Genomic DNA, 25,279 nt, shown 5'->3' with positions numbered 1-25,279 from the left:
GTCAGTCGGCCCGACGGCGGACGGCGGCCAGCCCGATGCCGACCCCCGCCGCGCCCACGACCAGCCCACCGGCGCCGAGCAGGCGTCCGGTCAGGTCTGCGCTGGAAGCCGCGGCGCCGGACGCCGTCGCGTCGGAGTCCGCGTCACCGGCTCCGGCTGACGTGTCGTGGCCAGAGTCGGCAGTCGCAGCGGTCGCGGCGGTCCCGGCGGCGCCGGCGTCGTCCGACGACGTGGTCGTGAACACCGGGGCGGGGTGCTCCGGCTCCGTGTCGCCGTCGGCGACCTGGTCCCAGTCGACGACGCGGCCGTCGCTGTACTCCTGGTGCGCGGGCAGCACGACGTCGGTGCCGGCCTCCGGCAGGGCGTTCACCCGGATCGTGAACTCCTGGTACTGGTGCGGCGGGATCTCGCTGCCCGGCTGCGCCGTCCACACGACGCGGACCGGCGCGGTCGTCACCGTCTCGCCGTCGACCTCGACCGGTGCGGGCAGCTCGCCCTCCTCGATGGTGATGTCCCAGCCGGGCAGCACCTTGGCCGACACGGACCGGAACGGCGTCCCCGTGGGCAGGTCGACAGTGAGCCGGGACGTCGACGCGGTGTCCGACTCGGTCGGCACCCGGAACGTCAGGCCGGCGCGCCCGCCCTCGGCGGTGGCATCGGGCTTGACGCTCACGTGCGCGGAGGCGGGGGCGACGGGCAGGAGGGCGAGGACGGCGGTCGCGAGGACGACCGCGACGAGCCGGCCCTTCGGGAGCGACCCGACCGAGGGCAGGCTGAAGCGTGCAGACATGATGAGTGGTCCTTCGTTCGTCGAGAGCCAGCGGGCTTGGTGTCCCGGCCGGCCGAGGGCATGCAGACGACGGGGACCAGCCCGGCTGCTCTCAGCCGGCCGTCCCCGTCAGCAGCACCGACGGCGGGCCACGGGTCGGGTGGGCCGTGGACCCGGGGAGTGACCGGGGCACGAAGAGAACGCCCGGCACGACCTGGCGCACCAGGACGGGGACCCGCGACGGCACGACCAGGACGGGCCGGAACAACCAGCCGGCGAACCACCAGATCCCACGCTCGACGCCGACGAGCAGCCCGACGGTCGCAACCGTCGCGACGGCGTGCCCCGCGATCATCGACATGCCCCAGCCAACGCCCACGCCGTGCGCGGAGCACGACGCCGCCACGTCGGCGGCCACGAGCGCGGGGGCGCCTGGCGCCCCGTGACCGAGGTGCGCGGAGGCCGTCGTCGCGCCGGCGACCGCAGGACCGGTGGTGCACCCGGCGTCCCCGAGGACCTGGAAGGCGTGGTGGAGCAGGAACTGGCCGACCCCGGCCAGCGCCAGCCCGGCTGGCCAGCGGACCTGCGTCCGGGTGACGGCCGACGCCACCGGCAGGAGCAGCACCGTCAGCCCTGCGACGAGCACCAGAGGCGGCGAGTGGCCGGAGGCCAGCACATGGGCACCCGTCGCCAGGGCGACCACCAGGACGGCCCACAGCAGCGCGCGCGCGAGCCGCGCACCTCCCGCTGACGGCGACACCACGCCCCGACACTACCGCCGCCGAACCCGCCACGACCGACCGCGGGCAGCGTGAGCGCATGGCTTACGCCGCCCGGAGCGCGGTCGCCCGGACTGGCGGCAAGGTCGCGGACTCGACGGCCGGCCGACGGGTGTCCAACACCCGGCGTTCACTCGCGTGCCACCTGGCGGCGAGAGCCTGTGGCGGCACCGTACGCCCCCGCAGGAGGACCCATGCCCGCCCCGTTCCGCGCCACCGATCTGCCTCGCTGGGCCGACCCGTCGGTCCCGACCTCGTCCCTCGACCCGCAAGGCGCCTCGCGTCGCACGTTCCTGCGTCTCGGCATGGTCGGTGGGCTGGCGCTCGCCACGGGCGCGTACGCCGGCACCGCCGCCGCCTCGGGCCGCCCCGGAGACCCGCAGCTTGCGTGGCTCGTCGGCGACCACCACGTGCACACCCGCTACAGCCACGACGCCAAGTACGACTTCGACCAGCTCGCCAAGAAGGGCGCACAGCTCGGTCTCGACTGGATGGTCTTCACGGAGCACAGCAACCACGGGCACGCTGCGAAGGGAGCCGCTGCCGAGCACGAGGAGATCATCGCGGCGCGGGCACGCAACCCGCGCCAGCTCATCTTCCAGGGCCTGGAGTGGTACATCCCCGCCGCTGAGCATGGCACCGTGTTCGCCGCGCCCGGTCCGCACGAGGTCGAGCTGCTGCGCGAGTTCGAGCGCCTGTGGGACGGCAAGCTCAACGGCTGGGCGGCCAACCTGCCCGAGAACGAGGAGCGCGCAGTGGAGGCACTGCGGTGGCTCGCCGCGCGCAAGGCAGAAGGACACGTCGACGACGTCCTCATGCTGGCCAACCACCCGTCCCGGCTCGGCATCGACTCTCCGCACGAGATGCGGGCGTGGCGCGACGCCGCAGCCGGCATCTGCATCGGTATGGAGGGCGCGCCGGGTGCCCAGGGTGACGCGGATCCGGCCTGGGTCGCCTACCGCGGCAGCACGCGGGCCCAGCGGGGCGAGTACAGCAACGCGCCGCGTCCGGACTCCTTCCCCGGCTACCCGGTCGAGTCCTACCGCACCTTCGGAGGCTTCGACTGGATGACCGCCACCGTCGGCGGCCTGTGGGACGCGATGCTGGCAGAGGGCACCCTCTTCTCGATCACCTCCAACTCCGACAACCACCGCACCATCTGGGACACCTGGCGCGACGGCGACATGCCACCCGGTGAGAACTTCGACTCCCTCGGGTGGAAGCCGTCCCCCGTCGACACCGGGACACCGCAGCCGGGAAGCGACTTCTGGCCGGGCGAGTTCAGCCGCACCCACGTCGGCGTGACCCGGCACGGCTACCTCGACGTCATGGACGGCCTCCGCCGTGGCCGGGTCTGGGTGGACCACGGACACCTCGTGGACGGACTCGACGTGCGCCTCGTCGACGCCGGCGGCGCCCGCGGGACCGGCACCACTCTCGGCGGCCGGCTCTCCGTGGAGCGCGGGACGTCGGTGGAGCTGATGGTCAAGGTGCGCAGCGCGCACCGGCCCAACCCGCACGGGTTGCTCCCTCGGCTCGCCCACCTCGACGTGATCCGGGGCACCGTCAACGGACCGTCGGCAGACCGGGACACCTGGCGCGCACCCGAGACGCGCGTGGTCGAGCAGGTCGACACCAGCGGCCGTTCCGGCACCTACGACCTGCGGATCCCGCTCGGCCGCATCACCGAGTCCTGCTACGTGCGCCTGCGCGGCAGCGACGGCAACCGCCACGGCGCCGGCTATCTCGGAGCGTCGGTCGACCCCACGGGTCCGCTGCCCCATGACAACAACGACGGCGACCCGTGGGCGGACACCTGGCTCTACACGAACCCGATCTTCATCGACGTGCGCTGAGCCGACGCGCCCCAGCAGCGCTTCAGTAGCCGCGCAGGGACGGCGCGCCTGCCGCCGCCGTGACGACCTCGCGCAACCGCTGGACGTACAGCCGGACGTTCTTGGTCGCGACGTCGGTGTCCGGATACCGTGCGGCGATCTGCAGGCCCTCGTGGAGCCGGGAGACCCACACGCAGACCTGGTCGCCGTACGAGACCCGGACCAGGCCGTAGGCCTTGAGATCGACCCATTCTCGGGATCTGGGGACGGCCCGGGCGTCGACGTAGGACACGATCGAGTACAGGTCGGGCGACGTCGGCCGGAAGGTCGACCCCAGGAGGCCGAGCACCCGGGCGATCGGTGTCCGCGACATCGGACGGGTGTGCCGCAGTTCCGACCGGACCGAGCTCATGACGTCGGTGAGCGTCATCGTGCCGTCCACCGGCACCTCGATCGGGGCGCCGCCCACGTACCAGCCGACGGACTCCGACCACTGAGACCGCACCCGCGTGTGGAACGGGACCACGGCGCGGTAGGTGCCGTGCCCGCTCATCTCGTGCGTGACGAGCGCGGTCGCGGCGAGCACCCCGACGAGCGGTCCGCCGTAGGGCCGGCACAGGGCCTCGAAGGCCGACGCCTCGGCGTCGTCGGCGAGAAACTCGCGGAGGAGGCTCTGTGTCGGCAGGGGGCCGGCCGGGTCGAGTCCCAGGTCCACGGGTAGGTTCGGCAGCTTCCCGTCGCAGCGTTCGATGAACCCGCGCCAGAGGTTCACCACCTCGTGCTCCTCGTCCACCTGGTCGGCCTCCGTGCGCTCCGCCGCGCTGAAGTCGACGTAGGACGCCACGGGAGCGGTGTCGGGTTCCCGGCCCGCGACTGCCGCGGCGTAGAGCTCGTGGATCTCGGCCGGTATGCGATGGATGGAGGCCGCGTCCACGTTGGAGTGGTCGAAGGCCAGGTAGACGCTCGTGCTGTCGTCCCGGACGACGGCGGCGTACATGAAGTTCGGCCACGTCAGTGCATCGGCAGCGACGTCGAACCGCGCCTCCAGGTGTGCCACCAGAGCGCCCGCGTCAGGGAAGTCGCCCGCCTGCCGACGCTGCAGGACGACGGCGTCCGGGTCCAGTGTGAACCGCCGCATCTCGTCCCCGGCCCAGCGGAAGCCGCTGCGTAGCGTCTCGTGCCGGAGCGTCCAGGCGTGGAGCGCGCTCTGCAGGGCGTCGAGGTCCACGGCGCCCGGGACGTCAAAGGCCGTGCCGAGCCAGGTCGGCACGAAGAGGCCGTCCTCGCGCACCGTCCGCGAGGTGCGTATGTGCGCCTCCTGCACGTACGCCGGCGGCCGGGCATCGTCCGGGAGGGCCGTCGCCGCGCTCGCCGAGTCCGGGTGCAGCGTCCACTCCACGAGCCGGCCCGGGCGGACCTCGCAGCGCTGGATGTCTGTCATGCGCACGGCCGTCTCCGTTCGCCGGGCCAAGGGCCGGGGAGGGTGAAGTTTGCTGGAGAGACTGCCCTGCGCAGGCCGGGGCGTCATATCACAGCGCCCGATCGCCAGGAGGGCCCGCGACCCTTACGAACACCCCCGGCAGGCCTCCACCGACCTCGACCCGGCGCCGCGCGCGGGTCCGGGTCTCCATCCCGGGCCTGTCGTTCAGTAGCGCGCCACGTCCTGCGGTCCCCGGCGGGCGAGCAGGACGCACAGCACCAGCAGCACGAGGCTGAACGGCGCCCACCCGTAGCGCTCCCACGGGCTCGACGACGCGAGGTTCATGACCGCCCCCAGCGCGAGGAGCGCGACGAGGAGGCGGACTCCCACCCGGGCTGCGGTCGCCGGGAGGCGTACGCCCATGCCCCCGCGGGCGAGGACGACGAGCGTGGCCAGCAGCCACACGACCGCCGAGACGCTGCTCGCGACCCGCAGCTCCTCGGGGAGCCGGCCAGGGTGAGCCCCGCTCCAGGCAGCGGCGCCGAGTGGTGCCCCGGCTGCGAGGGCGACCTGGAAGGCGACGATGATTCCGAAGCCTGCGGCGGCCGCGGTCGCGAGGCGCCGGGTCCTGCGGGCCGACGGGGTCTGGTGCTCGCCACGGTCGCCGGCTGCCGGGGTGCCAGCCGGCATCGGGGCACCGTCCGGGCTGGGCGTGTCAGGGGTCGCGCCGTGGGGCGTCGAGTCGCGTGAGGTCGAGCGCGCGTCGTTGCCGGTGGTTGTCATGGCGTCTCCTTCGAAGAGGTCGGGGGTTCTCCACCGTGGCCTTCGGCGGCGAGCGTGGCGAGGGTCGCTAGGGTCTCGTCGGCCCAGGCGATCGTGGCGCGCGCCGCGTGCTCGCCCGCGGAGATCGTCAGCAGCCAGTACGGGCTGTCGTCCGCATGCGCGGTGTGGTCGGTGTCCGTGCGCTCGGCGGCGAGACCGGCGAGCTGCCGCTCGGCCCGGTCCCGCGCGTCCCGCACGAGGTCGGCGCACGCCTCGGGCCCGAGGACCCGGCCGAAGAACAGGCGCAGGAGGACGCCGTTGCGCGGCGGGTCGGGCTGCGGCGGATCGGCGAGCAGGGTGCGCAGGTGCGCGCGGCCGGCCGGCGTGAGGGCGAACGTGGAGGAGCCGGTGCGGGTGCCCTCGCCGCGCTCGACGAGCCCCTCCTGCTCGAGCTCCGCGAGCGTGGGGTAGATCTGCCCGAAGCTCTCGCTCCAGAAGTGCCCGAGGGTTGTGCGGATCGCCTCGCGCATGGCGTAGCCGGTCATCGGCTGGATGCTCAGGGCCCCCAGGACGGCGGTGCGGGTCTGTCTGCTGCGCATGGCTCACCTATCTCGGAGATATGTCTACCAGATATAAGAGTACCAGGGTTGCCGGCGCGGTCGATGAGTCGGTATGGGTAGTCTCGGTTGCGCAAACGTCGGCCGCCGAGTCCACTCGACGAGGAGAAGTCATGGCAACGTTCACCAGGTCCGACGAGCTGCAGGGAGCGGAGTTCGTCAACGCGAACCTGCGGGGCGCCCGGTTCCGGGAGTCCGATCTGTCCGGCGTCGTCATGCGCGGGGTCGATGTGGAAGGGGCGGACATCGACGCACCGTGGCTTGTCGACGGCGGGGGCATCTTGCGCGTCAACGGTGTCGACGTGATCCCCTTCGTCGACGCCGAGCTCAACCGCCGCTTTCCCGGGCGCGCCAACAGGCACGCCGAGGATCCTGACGGCCTGCGTGCTGCCTGGGCCGCACTCGAGCGCACCTGGGCGGCCACGCTCGAGCGCGTCGCGGCGATGCCGGCCGGCACGGTCGACGTGTCGGTGGATGGCGAGTGGTCGTTCGCGCAGACGTTGCGGCACCTGGTCCTTGCCACGGACATGTGGCTGGGCCGGGCGATCCTGGACCTCGGACAGCCGTTTCACCCCATCGGTCAGATCGACGACGGCAGCGCCGGTGAGGACGGACTGGACATGTCGATCTTCACCGCGGCCGCGCCGTCGTACGCCGAGGTGCTCGACGTCCGGGCCGGGCGCGTCGCGATGGTGCGCGACTTCCTCGCCACGGTCACGCCCGACACGCTGGCCGCGACGCGGCCGAACCCGCACGACCCCCGGTACGAGGAGACCGTCCTCTCCTGCGTGCACACGATCCTCGAGGAGGGGTGGGAGCACCACAGGTTCGCCGTACGCGACCTCGACGCCATCGAGGCGGCGTCCGACGGATGAACCGGGGGCGGCGTCGGCCGCCGTCCGCCGACCTACGTTCGGGGTAATCAAGGCCCACGCTGCCATCACGTCCGCGCACGGAGCTCGGTGTGCGCGAGCGTCATGGCCCGGTACACGCCGGCGACGACCTCCGAGGCAGGTCGGTGCCCGGCAATCGTGACGCCGTAGATCTCCCGGTCGGGGTGGATGGCGCTCCTGACATGGGGCTGTTCCTCGAGGAACGTCGTGACGAGGTCGTGGTCGTCTTCCTCGTCCTCCCAGAGCTCATGGTCCTCGTCGTACAGCGCGCCGAAGTGACCATCGTTCAGGCCGACGTCCCAGGACGTACCGTCCTTGGTCGCGAACGTGATGCTCCCCAGGAAGTCTTCCCGCGCGATGGGGTCGGCGGACCGGTCTTCCAGGTCGACGAAGTACTCCGGGGCATCGCTCATCGCATCCTTCACGGGCGCAACCTGAGCGAACGCCGCGCCCCTGTAGTGGTACCAGCCGTCCTGGTCCCGCTCGCCCGAGATCCGGGGGACTTCCCAGTCACGTCTGCGCAAGAAGACCATGGCCCACCTCCGTCAGAACCTGTGTGATCGGAACCACCTGTGGTTCCCGCGCATGCGTCCTCCTTGAGTAAAGGGGACATTGGACGCGTGAAGGTATATAGCGGATGCGGGTGAAGGAAGGGGTCAGGAAGACTTCACCCGCCCGATCGCGGTTGCCCGGTTGTCAGACCGGTCGTGCGCTGCAGAGAGCCCAGTGAGGTCACGACTCGGTGAACCCCGCTTGATCGTGTGGTGCAGGTCACACCGAGAGGAGTAATGTCACGGTCGGCACTTCATCAATGATGATCGGAGACCGTCATGAGACGCGAACAGCGGACGACCCCGCAGCGCAGCGTTGCCCTCGTGTTCCTCGCCGCGTCGCTCGCGGCGCTGACGGCCTGCGTCCCGGGCACCGACGGGGGAGACAGCGACCAGGCGTCGGGCTTCCCCGAGGACGACATCGAGGTCATCGTGCCGTTCGCGGCCGGCGGCCCCACGGACACCGTCACCCGCATGATCGGCGAACCGATGGGCGAGAGCCTCGGCGTCCAGATCGTGGTCCAGAACGTCGAGGGCGCAGGCGGCACGGTCGCCGCCGGGCAGGCGGCCACCGCCGCACCTGACGGCTACACCATGCTCATGCACCACATCGGCATGTCGACCGCGCCCGCGCTGTACGACGACCTGCCCTACGACCCGCTCACGGACTTCGAGACCGTCGGCCTCGTCACCGAGGTGCCGATGACGATCATCGCCCGCAAGGACTTCGAGCCCAACACGCTCGAGGAGCTCGTCGCGTACGTCGAGGCGAACCAGGACACCGTGACCCTGGCGCACGCCGGCGTGGGCTCGGCGTCGAACCTCTGCGGCCTGCTGCTGCAGGACGCGATCGGCGTCACCCTCCAGGAGGTCCCCTACGACGGCACCGGCCCGGCCTTGGCCGACCTCGTGGGCGGGCAGGTCGACTTCATGTGCGACCAGACCACCAACACCACCGGGCAGATCACGGGCGGGGAGGTCAAGGCCTACGCGGTCACCACCCCTGAGCGGGTCGAGAGCCTGCCCGACCTGCCGACCACCACCGAGGCCGGCCTGCCCGACCTCCAGGTGTCCGTCTGGCACGGACTCTACGTCCCGGCCGGGACGCCCGAGGACGTCATCGCGGTCCTCACAGAGGCGCTGCAGACGGCGCTCGCGGACCAGGGTGTCATCGACCAGATGGCGGACCTCGGAACAGCTCCGGTCGACGCCGACCAGGCGACGCCCGAGGCGCACCGCGCGCTCCTGGAGGAGCAGATCGGGGTCTGGGGCGACATCATCGGCGCAAGCCAGGGAGGCTGAGATCGCCGCGCGCCTGCCCCGGTCGACGGCCGACCTCGTCGCGGGGACGATCTTCATCGCGCTCGGGGCGGCCTTCGCGATCGGGGCCCTGCGGTACGACGTCGGCTCGCTGCTCGGCATGGGGCCCGGATACGTGCCGCTCGCGCTGGGCGCGGTCCTGGCCGTGCTCGGCGTCGCGACCGTCGTGAAGGCGTACGTGGCGCCCGACCTCGCGCCCGAGGAAGTGTCCACCGCGGTGGAGGACGGTCGGGCGTCGGACGGCGGCGGGGCGGCCGAGCCGGAAGATGCCGTACGGCCGCTCGCCGGGATCAAGTGGCGGCCCCTCCTGTTCGTCATGGCGGGGATCGTGTTCTTCGCGTACACCGTCGACGGGCTGGGGCTGCTGCCAGCGTCCTTCGGCGCCGGGCTGCTCGCCGCTCTCGCCGGGTCCCGGCTGCCGCGGGCCCTGCTGGTGTCCGCGGGGCTCACCGTCGCTAGCTACATCATCTTCGTCGTCCTGCTGCAGCTGCGGCTGTCGCTGGTGGGCGACTGGCTCGGCGGATAGGGGAGCCATGGACCTGGTGGACAACCTCGCCCTCGGGTTCTCGACGGCGCTGCAATGGCAGAACGTGCTGTTCTGCCTCCTGGGCGTGGCGCTCGGTACCGCGGTGGGCGTGCTGCCCGGCATCGGGCCCACCGCGGCGATCGCGATGCTCCTCCCCATCACGTTCGGGTTCGACGACCCGACGTCGGCGCTCATCATGCTCGCCGGGATCTACTACGGCGCGCAGTACGGCGGGTCCACCACGGCGATCCTGCTCAACCTGCCGGGGGAGTCCTCGGCGGCCGTCACTGCGATCGACGGGCACCGCATGGCGCTCGCCGGCCATGCGGGAACGGCGCTCGCGGTCGCCGCCATCGGCTCGTTCGTGGCGGGCACGGTGGCGACGGTGGTGCTCGCCGTGGCGGCACCCCCGCTCTCCCGGGCGGCGCTCAGCTTCGGTGCCGCCGAGTACTTCTCGCTCGTGGTGCTGGGTCTCATCGCGTCGATCGCGCTGGCGAGCGGGTCCACGCTCAAGGCGCTCGGCATGATCGTGCTCGGCATCCTGCTGGGGACGGTCGGCCAGGACCTGTACACCGGTGCTCCGCGGTTCACGTTCGGGCTGCGCGAGCTGTACGGCGGACTCAACTTCGTCTCCCTCGCGGTCGGCCTGTTCGGCGTGGCCGAGATCCTGCGCAACCTGCACGACCCACGCACCCGCCAGCGCATCGTGAGGCGGGTGACCAACCTGTGGCCCTCGCGCGCCGACCTGCGCCGGATCGTCGGGCCGGTGCTGCGGGCCACCGGCATCGGGTCGGCGCTCGGCGTGCTGCCCGGTGGCGGGCACGTCCTCGCGTCCTACGCCTCGTACGCAGTGGAGAAGCGGATCTCGCGGCACCCCGAGCGGTTCGGCCGCGGGGCGATCGAGGGCGTGGCGGGGCCGGAGTCGGCCAACAACGCGGCGGCGCAGACGTCGTTCATCCCGCTGCTGACCCTCGGCCTCCCGGCGCACCCGGTCATGGCGCTCATGGTGGGCGCGTTCATCATCCAGGGCATCACGCCCGGGCCCGACGTCATGAACGACCAGCCCGCGCTCGTCTGGGGCCTCATCGCGTCCATGTGGATCGGCAACGTGCTGCTGGTGCTGCTCAACCTGCCGCTCATCGGGCTGTGGGTGCGGATGCTGACCGTGCCGTACTCGATCCTGTTCCCCACCATCGTGGTGTTCGCCTGCATCGGCACCTACTCGCTGGGGCAGAACCCGTACCACGTGCTCGCCGTCGCGTTCTTCGGCGTGCTGGGCTTCGTGCTGGTCCGGTCCGGCTGCGAGCCTGCCCCGCTCCTCCTCGGGTTCGTCCTGGGGCCGCTGCTCGAGGAGAACCTGCGCCGGGCGCTGCTCATCTCGCGCGGCGACCCGTCGGTGTTCCTCACCCGGCCCATCTCGGCGGTCCTCCTGGTACTCGCGCTCGTGGCGCTCGTCGTGACCGCGCTGCCGGCGATCCGGCGCAAGCGCGAGGTGGTCTTCGCGGAGGACGAGTAACCCGCGCCGGGCGGCGCCGGGGGCACGCTCAGAACGTCATCACGCCGCGGACCAGGGCCGTTGTCGCTCCGGCCACTGCCACCGTGACGGCGAGCGCCGCCGCGACGCGGGTGGGCACCACCCGGGCGAGCACCGACCCGAGCGCGACGCCGCCGACGACCGCGACCGCCAGGACCGGCCACGTCCACCACGCCGGGATGTCGGCGGGCGGGACGGCGCCCAGGAGGAGCTTCGTGGCGAGCGACGTCACGTTGGCGACGAGGAGGAGCGGCTGCAGCGTGGCAGCGAACGAGCGGTGCTCCCAGCGCGTCGCCAGGGCGTACGCGGTCCAGGCCGGCGCGGCGACGCCGCAGGTCGTGTTCATGAACCCGGCGGCCAGACCCGTGACGAGAGAAGCAGGCCGGCCCTCCACGCGGACCCGGCGGCGCAGCGCGAGGGTCGCGGCGAGGGCCAGCAGCACGGATCCGCCCACGAGGACGTCGAGCCACGCGGCGCTCGCCGCGCGGACGGTCAGGGCGCCCAGCACCGAGCCCAGCAGCACGAGCGGCGTCAGCGCGGCGACGCGCCCCCAGTCGACCCGGGCATGCAGTGCGCCGAGCACCAGCAGCGCGGTGACGATCGCTGCGCCGTTGCTGGTCAGCACCCCGGCGGCCGGGCCGAGCAGCACCGTGAGGACAGGCGCCGCAACCATCCCCAGACCCATCCCGGCGACCCGCTGCAGGGCTGCCCCGAGCACGACGGCGGCGCACGCCGCGACCAGAGTCGTCGCGTCCACGCCTCACCTCCGGCCGATGACCGTCCGGGTGCCCGACGCCGGGACCGGGTGCCGGGTGCACCGGCACCCGGCACAGGCACCACGCTAGGGTGCCGCGACGACGGGGGCGAAGCCGGGCATCGGCGCGCGACTCAGGCGACGCGGCCGGGTCCCGGCAGGCGTCAGCTGCCCACGTGGTCCACGTAGTCCACGTCGCGCGTCTCGCGCTCCAGCAGCAGGGCGACGAGCGTGATCACGGCCATCGCGGACAGGTACACCCCGACGAGGACGGGTGAGTCCGCCGTCGTCCACAGCCAGACGGCGATGAACGGCGCGACGGCGGCGCCGAGCACCGACGACAGGTTGTACGCGACGGCGGAGCCGGTGTACCGGACGTTGGCGGGGAAGAGCTCGGGCAGGACGGCCGCCATGGGACCGAACGTGAGGCCCATGAGCGTGAACCCGAGGATGAGCAGGCCCTGCACGCCGACGTGCCCGGCGGCGAACAGCGGCACGAACAGCCCGCCGAAGAGGATGATCGCGATGGTGACGGCGATGAGGTGCTTGCGGCGGCCGAACCGCTCGGCGAGCGGCCCCGACACGAGCGTGAAGATGCCGAAGAACACGACGCCGATGATCAGCATCCAGAGGAAGTCGATCTTCGTGTAGCCGAGTCCGGCGGGCGCGCCGCCCTCGGGCTCGACGGGCGCGATGCCGTAGTTCAGCGTGAACGTGGTCATGATGTAGAACAGCGCGTACGTGGCCAGCATGATGAACGTGCCCGACACGACCTGCTTCCACGAGGTGCGGAACACGTGCGCCACAGGCACCTTCGCGACGACCTCGGCCTCCACCACCTTGCGGAACGCGGGCGTCTCCAGGAGCCGCAGGCGCACCCACAGGCCGACGATCACCAGGACCGCGGACGCGAGGAACGGGACGCGCCAGCCCCACGAGGCGAACTGCTCGGGGGTGAGCGAGCTCGAGATCGCGATGAACACCGTGTTCGCCAGGATGAAGCCGATCGGTGCACCGAGCTGCGGGAACGTCCCGTAGATCGCGCGCTTCCCGGCCGGCGCGTTCTCGGTGGCGAGCAGCGCGGCGCCGCTCCACTCGCCGCCGAGGCCCAGGCCCTGGGCGAACCGGCACACCACCAGGACGGCGGGGGCGGCCACGATCCAGCCGGGCGTCGAGGCGGCGGGGATGAGGCCGATCGCGACGGTCGCGATCCCCATGGTGAGCAGCGACGCCACGAGCGTCGCCTTGCGCCCGATCCGGTCGCCGAAGTGTCCGAACAGCACCGAGCCGACGGGCCGCGCGACGAACGCCACGCCGAAGATCGCGAACGAGCTGAGGAGCGCCGTCGTCGGGTCCTCGAGGTTCGGGAAGAACAGCGCCGGGAACACGAGCGAGGCCGCGGTCGCGTAGATGTAGAAGTCGTAGAACTCGATCGAGGTGCCGATGAGCGAGGCGAGGATGACCCGCCCGCGCGGATTCTCGCCGGATCCCTCGACCGCCTTGGCGACCTTCGGTGCGGATGAAGTCATGCCCGCGAGGCTAGGCAGCGGGTCCGGATTGCGAAAGTGCTGTCTCACATCCTGATTGCACCCTTGACGCGCTGTGCGGCGTGTCGCTTCCCCTGGAACCCGGCCGACGGAGTGAAGGTGTGGTGAACGAGGGGCCCCGTGTTGGCACCCGCGGACCACGGAGGGCAGGATCGTCCGGTCGCGGCCCCCGCCGTGCGCCCCACCCGTGCTCCACCGACGAGACGACGACGAGGACATGAACGACTTGCTCTACGTGAACGGCGGCAACCCGCTGCGCGGGACGATCACCGTGCGAGGCGCGAAGAACTTCGTGTCGAAGGCGATGGTTGCCTCGCTGCTCGGCGAGACCCCGAGCGTGCTGCGGAACGTACCCAGGATTCGCGACGTCGCCGTCGTCTCCGGCCTCCTCGACCTGCACGGCGTGAACGTCAAGTACGACACCGACGCCGGGATCCTGGACCTCGACCCGTCGAACGTCGAGTCGGCGCACGTCGCGGACATCGACGCCCACGCCGGCTCCAGCCGCATCCCGATCCTGTTCTGCGGCCCCCTGCTGCACCGCCTCGGCGAGGCGTTCATCCCCGACCTGGGCGGCTGCCGGATCGGCGACCGGCCGATCAACTACCACCTCGACATCCTGCGCCAGTTCGGCGCCGTCGTGGACAAGCTGCCGAACGGCATCCAGCTCCGTGCGCCGCGGCGCCTGCAGGGCACGAAGATCGCGCTGCCGTACCCGAGCGTCGGCGCCACCGAGCAGCTCCTCCTCACGGCCGTGCGCGCCGAGGGCATCACCGAGCTCGACGGTGCGGCGATCGAGCCCGAGATCATGGACCTCATCGCGGTCCTGCAGAAGATGGGCGCCATCATCTCGGTCGACACCGACCGCGTGATCCGCATCGAGGGCGTGGACCGCCTCGAGGGCTACAGCCACACCGCGCTGAGCGACCGCATCGAGACCGCCTCCTGGGCGTCGGCGGCGCTCGCGACGGGCGGCGACATCACCGTCAAGGGCGCGACCCAGCCCGAGATGATGACGTTCCTCAACACGTTCCGGAAGGTCGGCGGCCGGTTCGACGTCCAGGACGACGGCATCCGGTTCTGGCACGCGGGCGGCGACCTGCACTCGATCGTGCTCGAGACCGACGTGCACCCCGGCTTCATGACGGACTGGCAGCAGCCGCTCGTCGTGGCGCTCACGCAGGCCAAGGGCCTGTCCATCGTGCACGAGACCGTGTACGAGAACCGCTTCGGCTTCGCCGACGCGCTGCGCAAGATGGGCGCCACGATCCAGGTCTACAAGGAGTGCCTCGGCGGGCGCGACTGCCGCTTCGGGCAGCGCAACTTCCACCACTCCGCCGTGATCTCGGGGCCCACCCCGCTGCATGCCGCGGACATCGAGGTGCCCGACCTGCGCGGGGGCTTCTCCCACCTCATCGCCGCGCTCGCGGCCCAGGGCCGGTCGACGGTCCGCGGCATCGGCCTCATCGACCGCGGCTACGAGAACTTCCAGGACAAGCTGGTCGCGCTCGGCGCGGACGTCGCGCGCGGCTGAGGGTCGGGCAGCCTCACCGCGGGTAGGCTGTGGGCCCGTGCCCATCGCTAGACCCGACTCCCGCGCCTACCGGGCTGTTGCCTGGATCGTGCGCCACCTGATGTTCGCCATGTGCCGCTACGACTGGCGCGGCGGTGAGCACCTCCAGCAGCCCGACGGCTTCATCGCCGCGGGCAACCACGTCACGGAGCTCGACGCCCTGTCGTTCGCGCACTACATCTTCGACCAGGGCGTCGAGCCGCGGATCCTCGCCAAGCGGGCTCTGTTCGACTCGCCTGTGGGCTTCGCGCTGCGCGCGACCCGGATGATCCCGGTCGATCGCGGCTCGGTCGCGGCCGGGCAGTCCCTCATGGCGGCCCGCGACCAGCTCGGCCAGGGCGCCTGTGTGGCGATCCTCCCCGAGGGCACCCTGACGCGGGACCCCGACCTGTGGCCGATGGAGGGCAAGACCGGTCTCGCGCGCATCGCGCTGGCGACCCGCATGCCCGTGGTCCCGATCGCGCAGTGGGGCGTCACCGAGATCATGCCGCGCTACGGCCGCACGCTGCGCCCGTTCCCCCGCAAGAAGGTGTGGGTGTGGGCCGGCCCGCCGGTCGACCTCTCGGACCTGTACGACCGGCCCACCGACTCCGCCGTCCTGCGCGAGGCGACCACCCGCGTGATGGACGCGATCACCGCTCTCCTCGAGGAGATCCGCGGCGAGAAGGCGCCCGAGAAGCGGTTCGACCTGCGCCTGCACCCCGAGTACGAGACCAAGCGCACCGTCTACCCGCCGGTGGAGCGCCCGTGAGCGCGGACCGGAGCACCCCCGAGCAGGCCGCGGAGGTGCCGGCCGGCGTGCGCGCCGCCGTGCTCGGCTCGGGCGCCTGGGGCACGACCTTCGCGACGGTCCTTGCCGACGCCGGCTGCCACGTCGCCCTCTGGGGCCGTGACGAGGCCGTGGCCCGGTCCGTGACGACAGAGCGCCGCAACGAGAAGTACCTGCCCGGCGTCGAGCTGCCCGTCATGACCGGCACCACGGATGCCGCCGAGGCGCTGGCGGGCGCGCAGCTCGTCGTCGTGGCGATCCCCTCGCAGGTCGCCCGTGCCACGCTGACGGGCCTGGCTCACCTGGTGGAGCCCGGCGCCGTCGTCGTGTCGCTCATGAAGGGCGTCGAGCTCACCACCGACAAGCGGATGAGCCAGGTCGTGTCGGAGGCGCTGGGAGTCCCCGCCGAACGGGTCGCCGTGGTGTCGGGGCCGAACCTCGCCCTCGAGATCGCGACGAGGCAGCCGACGGCCACCGTCGTGGCGTCCGTGAGCGAGGAGACGGCGCGCTTCGTCGCGACCGCCTGCTCCAACGCGTACTTCCGGCCCTACACGAACGACGACGTCGTGGGCGTCGAGCTGTGCGGTGCGGTGAAGAACATCATCGCCCTGGCCGTCGGCATGGCCCAGGGCCGTGGCTTCGGGTGGAACACCACGGCCACGCTCATCACGCGCGGCCTGGTGGAGATCACGCGGCTGGGGCTGGCCCTGGGTGCGGAGGCCGAGACGTTCTCCGGCCTGGCCGGCATGGGCGACCTCGTCGCGACGTGCGCGTCGCCGCTCTCCCGCAACCACACGCTCGGCAAGCACATCGGTCAGGGGCTCACGCTCGACGAGGCGATCGCCGCGACGGGTGGCACCGCCGAGGGCGTGAAGTCCTCGCAGTCGGTGCTCGAGCTCGCGGGCAAGCACGGCGTCGAGATGCCGATCACGGCGGGCGTCGTCGGGGTGCTCAGCGGCGCGCTGCCCCTGTCGGACCTCGCGTCGACGCTCCTGTCCCGCCCGCAGAAGTCCGAGGGCGTGTACTGAGCCGGCGGGCTCAGTCCCGGACGTCCACCACCACGCGGACCGGGTCCTCCAGGAGGAACGCCCGGAACGGCCGGGGGTCGCCGTCGACCCCGATGAACGCGGTGGAGTAACCCTCGAAGACGAAGCGGTACACGACCTCCTTGACCGCCTCGGTGTCCGTGGGCGCGAGCCGGTCGCCCGGCCACTCCGTGACCCCGCTGTCGAGGGGCATCGCGGTGCCCGAGATCACGACCTGCAGGATCGAGTCTCCGTCCACCTCGACCGCGTTGCCGCTGCCGTCGTCGAGCGCCTCGGGGACGTACTCGACCCGCCAGCCGGGGACGCCCTCGCCCGTGCCGCCCAGCTCGAAGACGACGCGGTCGTAGCCCTCGTGGCGGCCCGTGCGGACGTCCGTCACGGTGAGCAGGGCGGTGCCCGACGGTTCGCTCGTGTCGGTGCTCGTGTCCGCCGGGAAGGGCGGCGCGGCGGCGTCGTCGTCGGCGTCGGTGCCGTCGTCGGTCGCGATGGGGCTCGGACTCGCGGTCGTGGTGGTGTCCGACGGCGTCGGGGTCGCAGCCGTCGTCGTGCCGCCCGTCGTGGGGGTGGCGTCGTCGTCGCCGTCGGTGCACCCGGTCAGGGCCAGCACTGCGGCGGTCAGGATGCCGAGCGTCGTCGCCCGGGTGCGTGAGATGCTCATGGCCCGATCGTAGGGAGGGTGCTCCCCACTCGCCCCAGTTAGCACCTTTCGTGGCCGAAATGAGGCCGAACCGTCGCTGAACCGCCACCCGTGCCGAGGCTCAGTGCTGGATGTCGACGACGACCCGCACGGGGTCCTCGACGAGGAACGCCCGGAACGGCTTGCGCTCCCCGTCGATGCCGATGAACGAGCTCGTGTCGCCCTCGAAGATGTACCGGTAGACGACCTCCTTCACGGCCTCGGTGTCCTCGGGCTGGACCCGCTCGCCGGCGAACTCCTCGACGCCGCTGTCCTCGGGGTATGCCGTCCCGTGGATGAGGACCGAGAGGATGGCGTCCCCTTCGACCTCGACGGGGTTGCCGCTGCCGTCGTCGGTCGCCTGGTCGACGTACAGGACGGCCCAGCCCGGGGTCGCCTCGCCCGTGCCGTCGAGCTCGAAGACCACCCGGTCGTAGCCCTCGTGGCGCCCGGTGCGGACGTCCACGACGGTGAGGAGCCCGGTCCCGCTCGGGTCCGACGTGTCCGGCTCGGTGTTCGCGGGGAACGGCGACACGGTCGTGACGTCAATGGCTGCGTCGGCCGTGTCGTCGCTGGTCGCCGAGTCCGAGGTGCTCGGCGAGCCCTCCGGCGTGGCCGACGCCGTCTCGGTCGCCTCCGCGGAAGTCGCACCCGGTGTCGGGGTGTCGTTGCCGCCGGTGGTGCAGGCGGTCAGGGTCAGCAGGGCTGCCGCGAGGAGTCCGAGCGCCGTCGACCGGGCACGTGAGGTTGTCATCCCGCGAGCGTAGGAAGGGACTGCCGAACACGCCCGGACGGCTCGCCCGAGGTGTCCGGACCGCTACGGAACCGTGACCTGGCCGGCGCTCAGAGCAGCGTGCGCAGCGCCCCGTCCAGGTCCGCCCAGAGGTCCTCGACGTCCTCGACGCCGACGGAGAGGCGCAGCAGGTCCTCCGGCACGGTGAGGGACTCCGTGGGGAAGCGGCGGCGGCGCTCGAGGCTCGACTCGACCCCGCCGAGCGAGGTGGCGGGCACCCACAGGCGCAGGGCGGCGACGACGCCGTCGGCCCCCTGGACGCCCCCGCGGGGGCGCAGGCCGATGATCGCGCCGAAGCCGTTCATCTGCCGCGCGGCCCGGTCGTGGCCGGGGTCCGACGGCAGCGACGGGTGACGCACCTCGACGACGGCGGGGTGGTCGGCGAGGCGACGGGCGAGCTCGGTCGCGTTCGCCTGCGCGCGCTCCACGCGCAGCGCGAGCGTGCGCAGGCCGCGCAACGCCAGCCACACCTCGAACGGGCCCGCGATGGACCCGTGGAGGGTCCGGTACGCCCGCAGCTCGGCCGCGATCGCGGCATCGTTCGTCACGGCGGCGCCCAGCACGACGTCGGAGTGCCCGGCGAGGTACTTGGTCACCGAGTGGAACACGACGTCGGCGCCGTGGGCGAGGGGGTTCTGCCCGAGGGGCGTCGCGAAGGTGTTGTCCACGACCGACCGCACGCCGCGCTCGTGGGCGGCGGCGAGCAGCGTGGGCAGGTCAGCCACCTCGAGCATGGGGTTGGTCGGGGACTCGACGAGCACCACGTCCGCGCCGTCGAGCGCGGCGACCACCTGGTCGGTGTCCGCGATGTCCACGCGGCGCACCTCGACGCCGTGACGCACGGCCAGGTCGTCCGCGTACCCGAGGCTCACCTGGTAGGCGTGCCGCGGGACCACGAGGACCCCGCGGTCGGGCACCGCGGAGAGCACGGCGGCGACCGTCGCCATGCCCGACCCGAAGACCACGCCCGGCTGGGCAGCGCCCTCCAGGGCGGCGAGCGCCTGCTCGAACGGCTCCCACGTCTCCGTGCCCGACCGGGTGTAGAGCAGCTCGCCCGGGCCGACGACGCCCTGCGACACGTACGTCGAGCTCAGCACCACCGGCGGGTTCACCGGCCCGCCCTGCACCCGGGGCGGCCGGCCCGACGTGACGACGAGGGTGGAGGGCGACAGGGGGCCGTGCTCGGTGCTCATGCGGCGAGGATACGGCGCGGCCCGGGAAGCGTCCGCTACCGCGTGACGAGGAACGTCCTGCGGTAGGCCGTCGGGGTCGTGCCGAGCACCTCCTGCATCCGCAGCCGCAGCGACTGCGCGGTGCCGAAGCCGGCCTGCGCAGCGACCTGCTCGACGGGCAGGTCGGTGCTCTCCAGCAGGGTCCGAGCACGCTCGAGGCGCCGGCGCACGAGCCACGCGCCCGGGCTGTCGCCCGTCTCCTCGCGGAAGCGGCGCGTGAACGTGCGCACGCTCATGGAGCAGCGGGCGGCCAGGTCGCCCAGCGTGACCGGGGTGTCGAGCCGCTCCAGCACCCACGCCCGCGCGGCGGCCGTGCTGGCGTCGCCCGGCGAAGGCACGGGGCGGCGCACGTACTGGGCCTGGCCTCCGTCGCGATGCGGCGGGACGACGGTGCGGCGCGCCACCTCGTCGGCCACGGCCGCCCCGTGGTCTCGCCGCACCAGGTGCAGGCACAGGTCCAGCCCGGAGGCGACGCCGGCCGAGGTGAGGATGTCGCCGTCGTCCACGTAGAGCACGTCCGCGTCGAGCCGGACCTTGGGGAAGAAGCGCCGGAAGTCGTCGGCGTCCGCCCAGTGCGTCGCGGCCGGGCGGCCGTCGAGCAGGCCCGCTGCCGCGAGCACGAAGCTGCCCACGCAGATGGACACGAGCCGGGTGCCGGGCCGCACGTGGCCCAGGGCGACGGCGGCCTCGTCCGAGAGCCTGCCCTCCCGCAGCTCCGGGCCGCCGTCGAGCGCAGCCGGGAAGATGACGGTGTCCGCCTCCGCGAGGGCCTCGGGGCCGCGCTCCACGAGCACCGTGACGTCCGTGTCCGAGCGCACCGCGCCGGGCGTGGGGGTGCACGTGACCACCTCGTACAGCGGCCGGCCCGCCGCGTCACGAGCCCGCCCGAAGATGCGGTGCGGGATGCCCAGCTCCAGCGGGATGAACCCGTGCCGCACCAGGACGGCGACGCGGTGCGGCACGGGCGCCGGCCCGGCTCCGTCGACGACAGTCATGGCCCGATCGTAGCGAAGAGTGACGTTCGGGCCACTCGTCGGCGCGCCGCGTCTGCCGGAGGCTTCTCCTCATGACCGACGTCACCACCCACGCCTCGCCGAGCACCCCGCCGACGGGAGCGTCGGCGACCGGACCCGCGGAGCCGGGCGGCCGGCGTCGGCCACTGCGGCGCGTCCACCCCGCGTGGTGGGTCGCCGCCGTGAGCTTCCTGACCATCGTGGGCGCGGCCGCGTTCGCGTCCGCGCCCGGGCTGCTCGTCGAGCCGCTGAACGCCGACCTGGGCTGGTCGCGGGCGACCGTGGGTCTCGGCGTCTCCGTGCAGCTCGCGCTCTACGGCCTCACCGCCCCGTTCGCCGCGGCCCTCATGGACCGGTTCGGGATGCGGCCCGTCGTCGCGACGGCGCTCGGCGTCATCGCGACGGGCGCCCTGCTGACGATGTGGATGACCGAGCCGTGGCAGTTCGTCCTGTGCTGGGGCGTGCTCGTCGGCCTGGGCAGCGGGTGCATGGCGCTGGCGTTCACGGCAACCGTGACCAGCCGCTGGTTCGTCGCCCGGCGCGGCCTGGTGAGCGGCATCCTCACGGCCGCCGGCGCGTCCGGGCAGCTCGTGTTCCTGCCGCTCATGTCGTGGCTGGTGGAGCAACGGGGCTGGCAGTCCGTGTCGGTGACGGTCGCGATCACGGCCGCGCTCGTCGTGCCGCTCGTGCTGCTCTGGCTGCGCGACCACCCCGCCGACCTGGGCCTCGCACCGTACGGCGGCACCTACGTGCCCAAGCCCGCGCCGGTGCACGGCGCCGCGGTGCGGACCCTGCGCGTGCTCGGGCGGGCCGCGCGCACCGGCCCGTTCTGGCTCCTGGCCGGCGCGTTCGCGATCTGCGGGGCGTCGACGAACGGCCTCGTCAAGACGCACTTCGTACCCGCGGCGCACGACCACGGGATGCCGATCACCGCGGCCGCGTCGCTCCTGGCCGTCATCGGGCTGTTCGACGTCGTCGGCACCATCGCGTCCGGGTGGTTCACCGACCGCTGGTCGCCCCGCGTGCTCCTCGGCGTCTACTACACGCTGCGCGGCATCTCGCTGCTGTTCCTGCCCGGGCTCATGGCGCCGCAGGTCGAGCCGCCGATGATCTTCTTCATCGTGTTCTACGGTCTCGACTGGGTCGCGACCGTGCCGCCCACGCTGGCGCTGTGCCGGGAGATCTACGGCGAGGACGCGGCCATCGTCTTCGGGTGGGTGCTCGCCTCGCACCAGGTGGGCGCGGGCGTGGTCGCCTACGCCGGTGGCCTCGTGCGGGACGCGACCGGGTCGTACGACCTCGTCTGGTACGGCGCGGGGCTGCTCTGCGCGGCCGCGGCGGCGATGTCGCTGGTGGTGCGGTCCCGTGCGCGAACCGCCCCCCTACCTCGGTAAGTGCTGGGTATCTGTTGGGTCCGGGGTTCCGGACCCAACAGGTACCCAGCACTCACCGTCATTCGAGGGGGCCCAGCAGCGACTGGGCGATCGTCGCGTGCGCCGACTCGTCGTCGGACGGGTGGAAGATCCCGGCCAGCACGTCGCGGTAGAGGCGCCCCAGCTCGCTGCTGGAGAAGTAGGACGACCCGCCGGAGGCGCGGATCGCCTGGTCGACGACGTACCGGGCGGTCTCCGTGGCACGGACCTTGAGGCCGGCTGTGGCGCGGAACCAGGCCGCGCCGCGGTCGTCCAGGTCGTCGATCCCGCGGGCGACGTGGTCCACCTGGGGCCAGATCGCGTCGAGCCGCAGCGCGGCGTCGGCCACGCGCCACCGGATGTCGGGGTCCTGCGAGAGCGCCTTGCCGGTCTTCATCGAGGTGCGTCGCTCGGTCGCCTCGACCGCCAGCTCGAGGGCGCGGTCCGCGATCCCCGTGTACACGGCGGCGAGCAGGATCTCGAAGGTGGTGAAGATGCCGAGCACGTACGGGTCGAGCGACGGGCCTGGCGCCAGGCGGCGCAGGACGCGGTCGGCCGGGGCGGGAGCGCCGTCGAGCACGGTGGAGCGCGACTGCGACGCGCGCATGCCGACCGTGTCCCAGTCGTCGAGGATCTCGAAGCCGCCGCCGTCGCGCGTCACGAACGCGTGGACGAGGACCGGGCCGTCGGGGGAGGTGTCGTCCCGGCCGAGCACGCCGAGCCGCGTCCACGCGGGGGAGCCCGACGTGAAGATCTTGCTGCCGTGGAACGTGTACCCGCCCGCGCCGTCGGGCCGGGCCTGCGTGCGCGACCCGAGCAGCACCAGGTCGTTGCCGGCCTCCGAGTAGCCGAAGCCGAACACCTCGCCCGCCGCGGCCTCCTCCAGGAGCCAGTCGAGGCTGTGGTCGCGGCGCCGGTGCAGGAAGAGCGCGACGCCCGTCCACACGTGGTGCATGTTGACGGCGAGGGCGGTCGCGGGCGCCGCGGCGGCCAGGCGGCCCTGCTCGCGCGCGGTCTCGCGCAGTGTCAGCCCGGCACCGCCGAGCTCCTTCGGCACCAGGGCGGTGAGGTACCCGGCGGACTTCAGGTCGTCCAGGTCCTCGGTGAAGAACGCGTTGTCGCGGTCGTAGCCGGCGGCTCGCCCGCGGACCGCCTCGAGGAGATCGTCGGTGAGGATCTGCATCATGGATCGACGGTACGCCGAGACACCCTGCGAAGTGCGGTGACGTCTCTTGCGACACCTCGCTCGCGGCCGCCGGCGCGCAGCCGGCGCGCGCGGAGCGCGGTGTAGAGCTCTGCCGCGTCGCGCGGGTCGCTGACGTCTCGGCCGGTGAGCGCGGCGACGCGCGTCAGCCGGTTGAGCACGGTGTTGCGGTGGCAGTGCAGCGCTCCGGCCGCCCGCGAGCACGACCCCGCGGCGTCGAACCAGGCCTCGAGCGTCGAGACGAGCAGGTCGACGTCGCGCGGATCCCGCCCGGCGAGGCCGGACAGCACCGAACGGGCCAGCGCGGCAGCTCCGGATGGGTCGGCAAGGAGCAGAGCGTCGAGCGGCGGCACTGCCGGCCCGACGTCGGTTGTGTCCGACATGTACCGGATAGTACCGGGGCGCCCTCCGCCATGCATTCGCACACGATGTTTGGGCAGAGACCCTGGCGCTGAGACGGGGTCTCGCAGCACACTGGCCCTGGTGGCCCCGGTGCAGGGTGGGGCCCTCCGGACGATCGAAGGAGATCCGCGAATGAGCCTGACCGGCACGCCCCCCGAGGTGAACGACGACCTCGCCCGGGCGATCGACGAGCTCGCAGCCGGGGCCGAACGCTGGGCCCGGCTGCCGCTCGACGGCCGGGCGCGGCTCCTGCGCGAGGTCCACGCGGCGATCGCGCCCGTCGCCGAGGAGTGGGTGCGGGTCGCCGCCGCGGTGAAGGGGTTGCCGGCCGGGTCGTCGCTGGTGGGCGAGGAATGGTTGAGCGGCCCGTACTCGGCGCTGTCAGCCGCCGACGCCGCCGCGCGCAGCGTCGAGGCGCTCGCTCGCGGCGGCTCCACGCTCGAAGGCGCGCGGCTCGGTGCCGCACCCGGTGGCCGGGTCGCTGTCACGGTGCTGCCGGAGAGCCTGCGGGAGAGCCTCCTGTTTCACGGCTTCTCGGTACAGGTCTGGTTGGAACCCGGTGTCACTGCGGAGCAGGCGCGCCGCGAGGCAGGGCTGGACGCCGTCCGGGTCGGTGCCAACGGGGGCGTGTGCCTGGTCCTCGGTGCCGGGAACATCTCCTCGATCGCCCCGCTCGACGCCCTCTACGAGCTCGTGGCGCACAACCGGGCCTCGATCGTGAAGCTCAACCCGACGTTCGCGTCGCTCCGGCCGGTGTACGAGGCGGCGTTCGCCCCGCTCGTCCGCGAAGGGCTGGTGCGCATCGTCAACGGCGGGCCGGAGGCCGGCGCCTACCTCACGACCCACCCGGGTATCGCGAAGGTGCACATCACCGGGTCCGCCCGCACGCACGACGCCATCGTCTGGGGCACGGGCGCGGAGGCGGTCCGCCGTCGGGCAGCGGGGGAGCCCCGCTTGACCGTGCCGATCACGAGCGAGCTCGGGGGCGTGTCCCCCGTGATCGTGGTCCCTGGCCGGTGGGGCGCCGCCGACCTGCGCTATCAGGCCGAGCACGTCGCGATGATGCGCCTGCACAACGCCGGCCACAACTGCGTCGCCGGGCAGGTGCTCGTGCTGAGCGCCGACTGGCCGCAGCGCGACGCCTTCCTCGCCGAGCTGCACGCCGCCTTCGATCGGCTGCCCGCACGCGGGACCTGGTACCCCGGGACGGAGGGGAAGGTGGGACAGGCCGTCGCCGACCACCCAGGAGCCGAGCTGGTGAACGGCCGCTACATCGTCGAGATCGGGCCCGGGGACCCGGCCTGCACGGACGAGTACTTCGCGCCCGTACTCGCCTGGACCCAGGTACCCGGCACGGGCGCGGAGTTCCTCGACGCCGCCGTCGCCTTCGCGAACGACGAGCTCGCCGGCACGCTCGGCGCGAACGTGCTCGTGGTCCCCCGCGACCGGCGTGCCCTGGGAGCGCGGTTCGACGAGGCGATCGTCGCCCTGCGCTATGGGACGGTCGCGATCAACGCTTGGACGGGTATGGGCTACAGCGTCGTGAACGCGCCGTGGGGTGCCTTCCCTGGCGACACCCTCGACGACATCGGCAGCGGCATCGGCGTGGTGCACAACGGCCACCTGCTGGCACGTACCGAGCGCACGGTCGTCACCGGCCCGTTCCGTCCCTTCCCGCGATCCGTGCTGAACGGCGAGCTGTCGCTCTTCCCGAAGCCGCCGTGGTACCCCGAGGCCCGGTCGGCGACGGCGACCGGGCGCGCGATGACCGAGTACGCCGCTGCGCCGTCGTGGCGCCGGCTCGTCCCGATCCTGTTCCACGCCTTCCGCGCCTGAGGGCGTCCCGGCCGCG

The 25,279-nt window shown here is 72.7% G+C and carries 24 protein-coding genes; 10 read left to right on the top strand and 14 right to left on the bottom strand.

The features are described 5' to 3' along the window. Position 1: 1 nt before the first annotated feature. Both L1785_RS11940 and L1785_RS11935 read right to left on the bottom strand, forming a co-directional pair. On the bottom strand, positions 2-790 hold the full coding sequence (locus L1785_RS11940; RefSeq protein WP_236089490.1) for a YcnI family copper-binding membrane protein: 789 nt from the start codon (positions 788-790) through the stop codon (positions 2-4). Between the two features lie 91 nt (positions 791-881). After that, positions 882-1,532 (bottom strand): hypothetical protein, encoded by a 651-nt coding sequence (locus tag L1785_RS11935; RefSeq protein ID WP_236089489.1) that lies wholly within the window; start codon positions 1,530-1,532, stop codon positions 882-884. 210 nt (positions 1,533-1,742) lie between these two features. On the opposite strand from L1785_RS11935, the gene L1785_RS11930 reads away from it, so the two are divergent. Then, positions 1,743-3,404, top strand: coding sequence for a PHP domain-containing protein (locus tag L1785_RS11930; RefSeq protein WP_236089488.1), 1,662 nt, complete (start codon positions 1,743-1,745; stop codon positions 3,402-3,404). A gap of 22 nt (positions 3,405-3,426) precedes the next feature. Here L1785_RS11930 and L1785_RS11925 read toward each other — a convergent pair whose 3' ends face one another. From L1785_RS11925 to L1785_RS11915, 3 genes are all read right to left on the bottom strand, one after another. Beyond that, positions 3,427-4,824, bottom strand: a complete 1,398-nt coding sequence (locus tag L1785_RS11925; protein ID WP_236089626.1) for a condensation domain-containing protein — start codon at positions 4,822-4,824, stop codon at positions 3,427-3,429. A gap of 204 nt (positions 4,825-5,028) precedes the next feature. After that, entirely contained in the window at positions 5,029-5,586 is a 558-nt protein-coding gene (locus L1785_RS11920; protein WP_236089487.1) for a hypothetical protein, read from the bottom strand. Then, complete coding sequence (locus L1785_RS11915; protein WP_236089486.1) at positions 5,583-6,164, bottom strand: PadR family transcriptional regulator; 582 nt, start codon at positions 6,162-6,164, stop codon at positions 5,583-5,585. The genes L1785_RS11920 and L1785_RS11915 overlap by 4 nt, the downstream gene beginning before the upstream one ends. A gap of 131 nt (positions 6,165-6,295) precedes the next feature. On the opposite strand from L1785_RS11915, the gene L1785_RS11910 reads away from it, so the two are divergent. Further along, a complete protein-coding gene (locus tag L1785_RS11910; RefSeq protein WP_236089485.1) occupies positions 6,296-7,057 on the top strand; it encodes a DinB family protein in 762 nt (253 codons plus the stop codon). Positions 7,058-7,122: 65 nt separating this feature from the next. Here L1785_RS11910 and L1785_RS11905 read toward each other — a convergent pair whose 3' ends face one another. Then, on the bottom strand, positions 7,123-7,608 hold the full coding sequence (locus L1785_RS11905; RefSeq protein ID WP_236089484.1) for a hypothetical protein: 486 nt from the start codon (positions 7,606-7,608) through the stop codon (positions 7,123-7,125). 297 nt (positions 7,609-7,905) lie between these two features. On the opposite strand from L1785_RS11905, the gene L1785_RS11900 reads away from it, so the two are divergent. From L1785_RS11900 to L1785_RS11890, 3 genes are read left to right on the top strand one after another with little or no spacing between them, the layout of a single operon-like run. Beyond that, positions 7,906-8,928 (top strand): tripartite tricarboxylate transporter substrate-binding protein, encoded by a 1,023-nt coding sequence (locus L1785_RS11900; RefSeq protein WP_236089483.1) that lies wholly within the window; start codon positions 7,906-7,908, stop codon positions 8,926-8,928. A 1-nt stretch (position 8,929) separates the two neighbouring features. Next, positions 8,930-9,472 (top strand): tripartite tricarboxylate transporter TctB family protein, encoded by a 543-nt coding sequence (locus L1785_RS11895; RefSeq protein WP_236089625.1) that lies wholly within the window; start codon positions 8,930-8,932, stop codon positions 9,470-9,472. A 7-nt stretch (positions 9,473-9,479) separates the two neighbouring features. Then, positions 9,480-10,988, top strand: coding sequence for a tripartite tricarboxylate transporter permease (locus tag L1785_RS11890; RefSeq protein WP_236089482.1), 1,509 nt, complete (start codon positions 9,480-9,482; stop codon positions 10,986-10,988). Between the two features lie 28 nt (positions 10,989-11,016). Here L1785_RS11890 and L1785_RS11885 read toward each other — a convergent pair whose 3' ends face one another. Together L1785_RS11885 and L1785_RS11880 are read right to left on the bottom strand one after the other, a co-directional pair. Then, on the bottom strand, positions 11,017-11,763 hold the full coding sequence (locus tag L1785_RS11885; RefSeq protein WP_236089481.1) for a sulfite exporter TauE/SafE family protein: 747 nt from the start codon (positions 11,761-11,763) through the stop codon (positions 11,017-11,019). 161 nt (positions 11,764-11,924) lie between these two features. After that, positions 11,925-13,289 carry an MFS transporter gene (locus tag L1785_RS11880; protein ID WP_236089480.1) on the bottom strand — a complete coding sequence of 455 codons (1,365 nt, stop codon included), beginning with the start codon at positions 13,287-13,289 and terminating at the stop codon, positions 11,925-11,927. A 235-nt stretch (positions 13,290-13,524) separates the two neighbouring features. Between L1785_RS11880 and murA the strand changes: the two genes are divergently transcribed. Genes murA through L1785_RS11865 form a run of 3 tightly spaced genes read left to right on the top strand, consistent with a single transcriptional unit; the run spans position 13,525 to position 16,677 of the window. Beyond that, entirely contained in the window at positions 13,525-14,841 is a 1,317-nt protein-coding gene (gene murA / locus L1785_RS11875; protein ID WP_236089479.1) for a UDP-N-acetylglucosamine 1-carboxyvinyltransferase, read from the top strand. A gap of 37 nt (positions 14,842-14,878) precedes the next feature. Further along, positions 14,879-15,631: a lysophospholipid acyltransferase family protein gene (locus L1785_RS11870; protein WP_236089478.1), complete on the top strand. Its 753-nt coding sequence runs from the start codon at positions 14,879-14,881 to the stop codon at positions 15,629-15,631. Further along, a complete protein-coding gene (locus tag L1785_RS11865; protein ID WP_236089477.1) occupies positions 15,628-16,677 on the top strand; it encodes an NAD(P)H-dependent glycerol-3-phosphate dehydrogenase in 1,050 nt (349 codons plus the stop codon). Before L1785_RS11870 ends, L1785_RS11865 begins: the two co-directional genes overlap by 4 nt. 10 nt (positions 16,678-16,687) lie before the next feature. Here L1785_RS11865 and L1785_RS11860 read toward each other — a convergent pair whose 3' ends face one another. From L1785_RS11860 to L1785_RS11845, 4 genes are all read right to left on the bottom strand, one after another. Continuing rightward, on the bottom strand, positions 16,688-17,353 hold the full coding sequence (locus L1785_RS11860; protein ID WP_236089476.1) for an AMIN-like domain-containing (lipo)protein: 666 nt from the start codon (positions 17,351-17,353) through the stop codon (positions 16,688-16,690). Between the two features lie 100 nt (positions 17,354-17,453). Next, complete coding sequence (locus tag L1785_RS11855; RefSeq protein ID WP_236089475.1) at positions 17,454-18,125, bottom strand: AMIN-like domain-containing (lipo)protein; 672 nt, start codon at positions 18,123-18,125, stop codon at positions 17,454-17,456. Between the two features lie 89 nt (positions 18,126-18,214). Then, positions 18,215-19,357: a trans-sulfuration enzyme family protein gene (locus L1785_RS11850; RefSeq protein ID WP_236089474.1), complete on the bottom strand. Its 1,143-nt coding sequence runs from the start codon at positions 19,355-19,357 to the stop codon at positions 18,215-18,217. A 35-nt stretch (positions 19,358-19,392) separates the two neighbouring features. Beyond that, positions 19,393-20,391: a GlxA family transcriptional regulator gene (locus tag L1785_RS11845; protein ID WP_236089473.1), complete on the bottom strand. Its 999-nt coding sequence runs from the start codon at positions 20,389-20,391 to the stop codon at positions 19,393-19,395. 71 nt (positions 20,392-20,462) lie between these two features. Here L1785_RS11845 and L1785_RS11840 point away from each other — a divergent pair, with 71 nt between their 5' ends. Further along, positions 20,463-21,803 carry an MFS transporter gene (locus L1785_RS11840; protein ID WP_236089472.1) on the top strand — a complete coding sequence of 447 codons (1,341 nt, stop codon included), beginning with the start codon at positions 20,463-20,465 and terminating at the stop codon, positions 21,801-21,803. Positions 21,804-21,861: 58 nt separating this feature from the next. On the opposite strand, the gene L1785_RS11835 is transcribed toward L1785_RS11840, so the two are convergent. Both L1785_RS11835 and L1785_RS11830 read right to left on the bottom strand, forming a co-directional pair. Beyond that, complete coding sequence (locus L1785_RS11835) at positions 21,862-23,007, bottom strand: acyl-CoA dehydrogenase family protein (RefSeq protein WP_236089471.1); 1,146 nt, start codon at positions 23,005-23,007, stop codon at positions 21,862-21,864. Next, on the bottom strand, positions 23,004-23,408 hold the full coding sequence (locus L1785_RS11830) for a PucR family transcriptional regulator (protein ID WP_236089470.1): 405 nt from the start codon (positions 23,406-23,408) through the stop codon (positions 23,004-23,006). Before L1785_RS11830 ends, L1785_RS11835 begins: the two co-directional genes overlap by 4 nt. A 151-nt stretch (positions 23,409-23,559) precedes the next feature. Here L1785_RS11830 and L1785_RS11825 point away from each other — a divergent pair, with 151 nt between their 5' ends. Further along, positions 23,560-25,263: an aldehyde dehydrogenase family protein gene (locus tag L1785_RS11825; protein WP_236089469.1), complete on the top strand. Its 1,704-nt coding sequence runs from the start codon at positions 23,560-23,562 to the stop codon at positions 25,261-25,263. The last annotated feature ends 16 nt before the right edge of the window (positions 25,264-25,279 follow it).

It is taken from the genome of Antribacter soli (assembly GCF_021568775.1).
GTDB classification, from domain to species: domain Bacteria; phylum Actinomycetota; class Actinomycetes; order Actinomycetales; family Cellulomonadaceae; genus Antribacter; species Antribacter soli.
Note: the sequence above shows the minus strand (reverse complement) of the source record. Positions and strands in the feature narration are given on the sequence as shown.

Bases quoted from the DNA above. Each gene is read 5' to 3' on its own strand.
- L1785_RS11940 (WP_236089490.1), bottom strand. From the start codon at position 790: ATGTCTGCACGCTTCAGCCTGCCCTCGGTCGGGTCGCTCCCGAAGGGC.
- L1785_RS11930 (WP_236089488.1), top strand. From the start codon at position 1,743: ATGCCCGCCCCGTTCCGCGCCACCGATCTGCCTCGCTGGGCCGACCCG.
- L1785_RS11925 (WP_236089626.1), bottom strand. From the start codon at position 4,824: ATGACAGACATCCAGCGCTGCGAGGTCCGCCCGGGCCGGCTCGTGGAG.
- L1785_RS11920 (WP_236089487.1), bottom strand. From the start codon at position 5,586: ATGACAACCACCGGCAACGACGCGCGCTCGACCTCACGCGACTCGACG.
- L1785_RS11915 (WP_236089486.1), bottom strand. From the start codon at position 6,164: ATGCGCAGCAGACAGACCCGCACCGCCGTCCTGGGGGCCCTGAGCATC.
- L1785_RS11910 (WP_236089485.1), top strand. From the start codon at position 6,296: ATGGCAACGTTCACCAGGTCCGACGAGCTGCAGGGAGCGGAGTTCGTC.
- L1785_RS11905 (WP_236089484.1), bottom strand. From the start codon at position 7,608: ATGGTCTTCTTGCGCAGACGTGACTGGGAAGTCCCCCGGATCTCGGGC.
- L1785_RS11900 (WP_236089483.1), top strand. From the start codon at position 7,906: ATGAGACGCGAACAGCGGACGACCCCGCAGCGCAGCGTTGCCCTCGTG.
- L1785_RS11890 (WP_236089482.1), top strand. From the start codon at position 9,480: ATGGACCTGGTGGACAACCTCGCCCTCGGGTTCTCGACGGCGCTGCAA.
- L1785_RS11880 (WP_236089480.1), bottom strand. From the start codon at position 13,289: ATGACTTCATCCGCACCGAAGGTCGCCAAGGCGGTCGAGGGATCCGGC.
- murA (WP_236089479.1), top strand. From the start codon at position 13,525: ATGAACGACTTGCTCTACGTGAACGGCGGCAACCCGCTGCGCGGGACG.
- L1785_RS11860 (WP_236089476.1), bottom strand. From the start codon at position 17,353: ATGAGCATCTCACGCACCCGGGCGACGACGCTCGGCATCCTGACCGCC.
- L1785_RS11855 (WP_236089475.1), bottom strand. From the start codon at position 18,125: ATGACAACCTCACGTGCCCGGTCGACGGCGCTCGGACTCCTCGCGGCA.
- L1785_RS11850 (WP_236089474.1), bottom strand. From the start codon at position 19,357: ATGAGCACCGAGCACGGCCCCCTGTCGCCCTCCACCCTCGTCGTCACG.
- L1785_RS11845 (WP_236089473.1), bottom strand. From the start codon at position 20,391: ATGACTGTCGTCGACGGAGCCGGGCCGGCGCCCGTGCCGCACCGCGTC.
- L1785_RS11840 (WP_236089472.1), top strand. From the start codon at position 20,463: ATGACCGACGTCACCACCCACGCCTCGCCGAGCACCCCGCCGACGGGA.
- L1785_RS11835 (WP_236089471.1), bottom strand. From the start codon at position 23,007: ATGATGCAGATCCTCACCGACGATCTCCTCGAGGCGGTCCGCGGGCGA.
- L1785_RS11830 (WP_236089470.1), bottom strand. From the start codon at position 23,408: ATGTCGGACACAACCGACGTCGGGCCGGCAGTGCCGCCGCTCGACGCT.
- L1785_RS11825 (WP_236089469.1), top strand. From the start codon at position 23,560: ATGAGCCTGACCGGCACGCCCCCCGAGGTGAACGACGACCTCGCCCGG.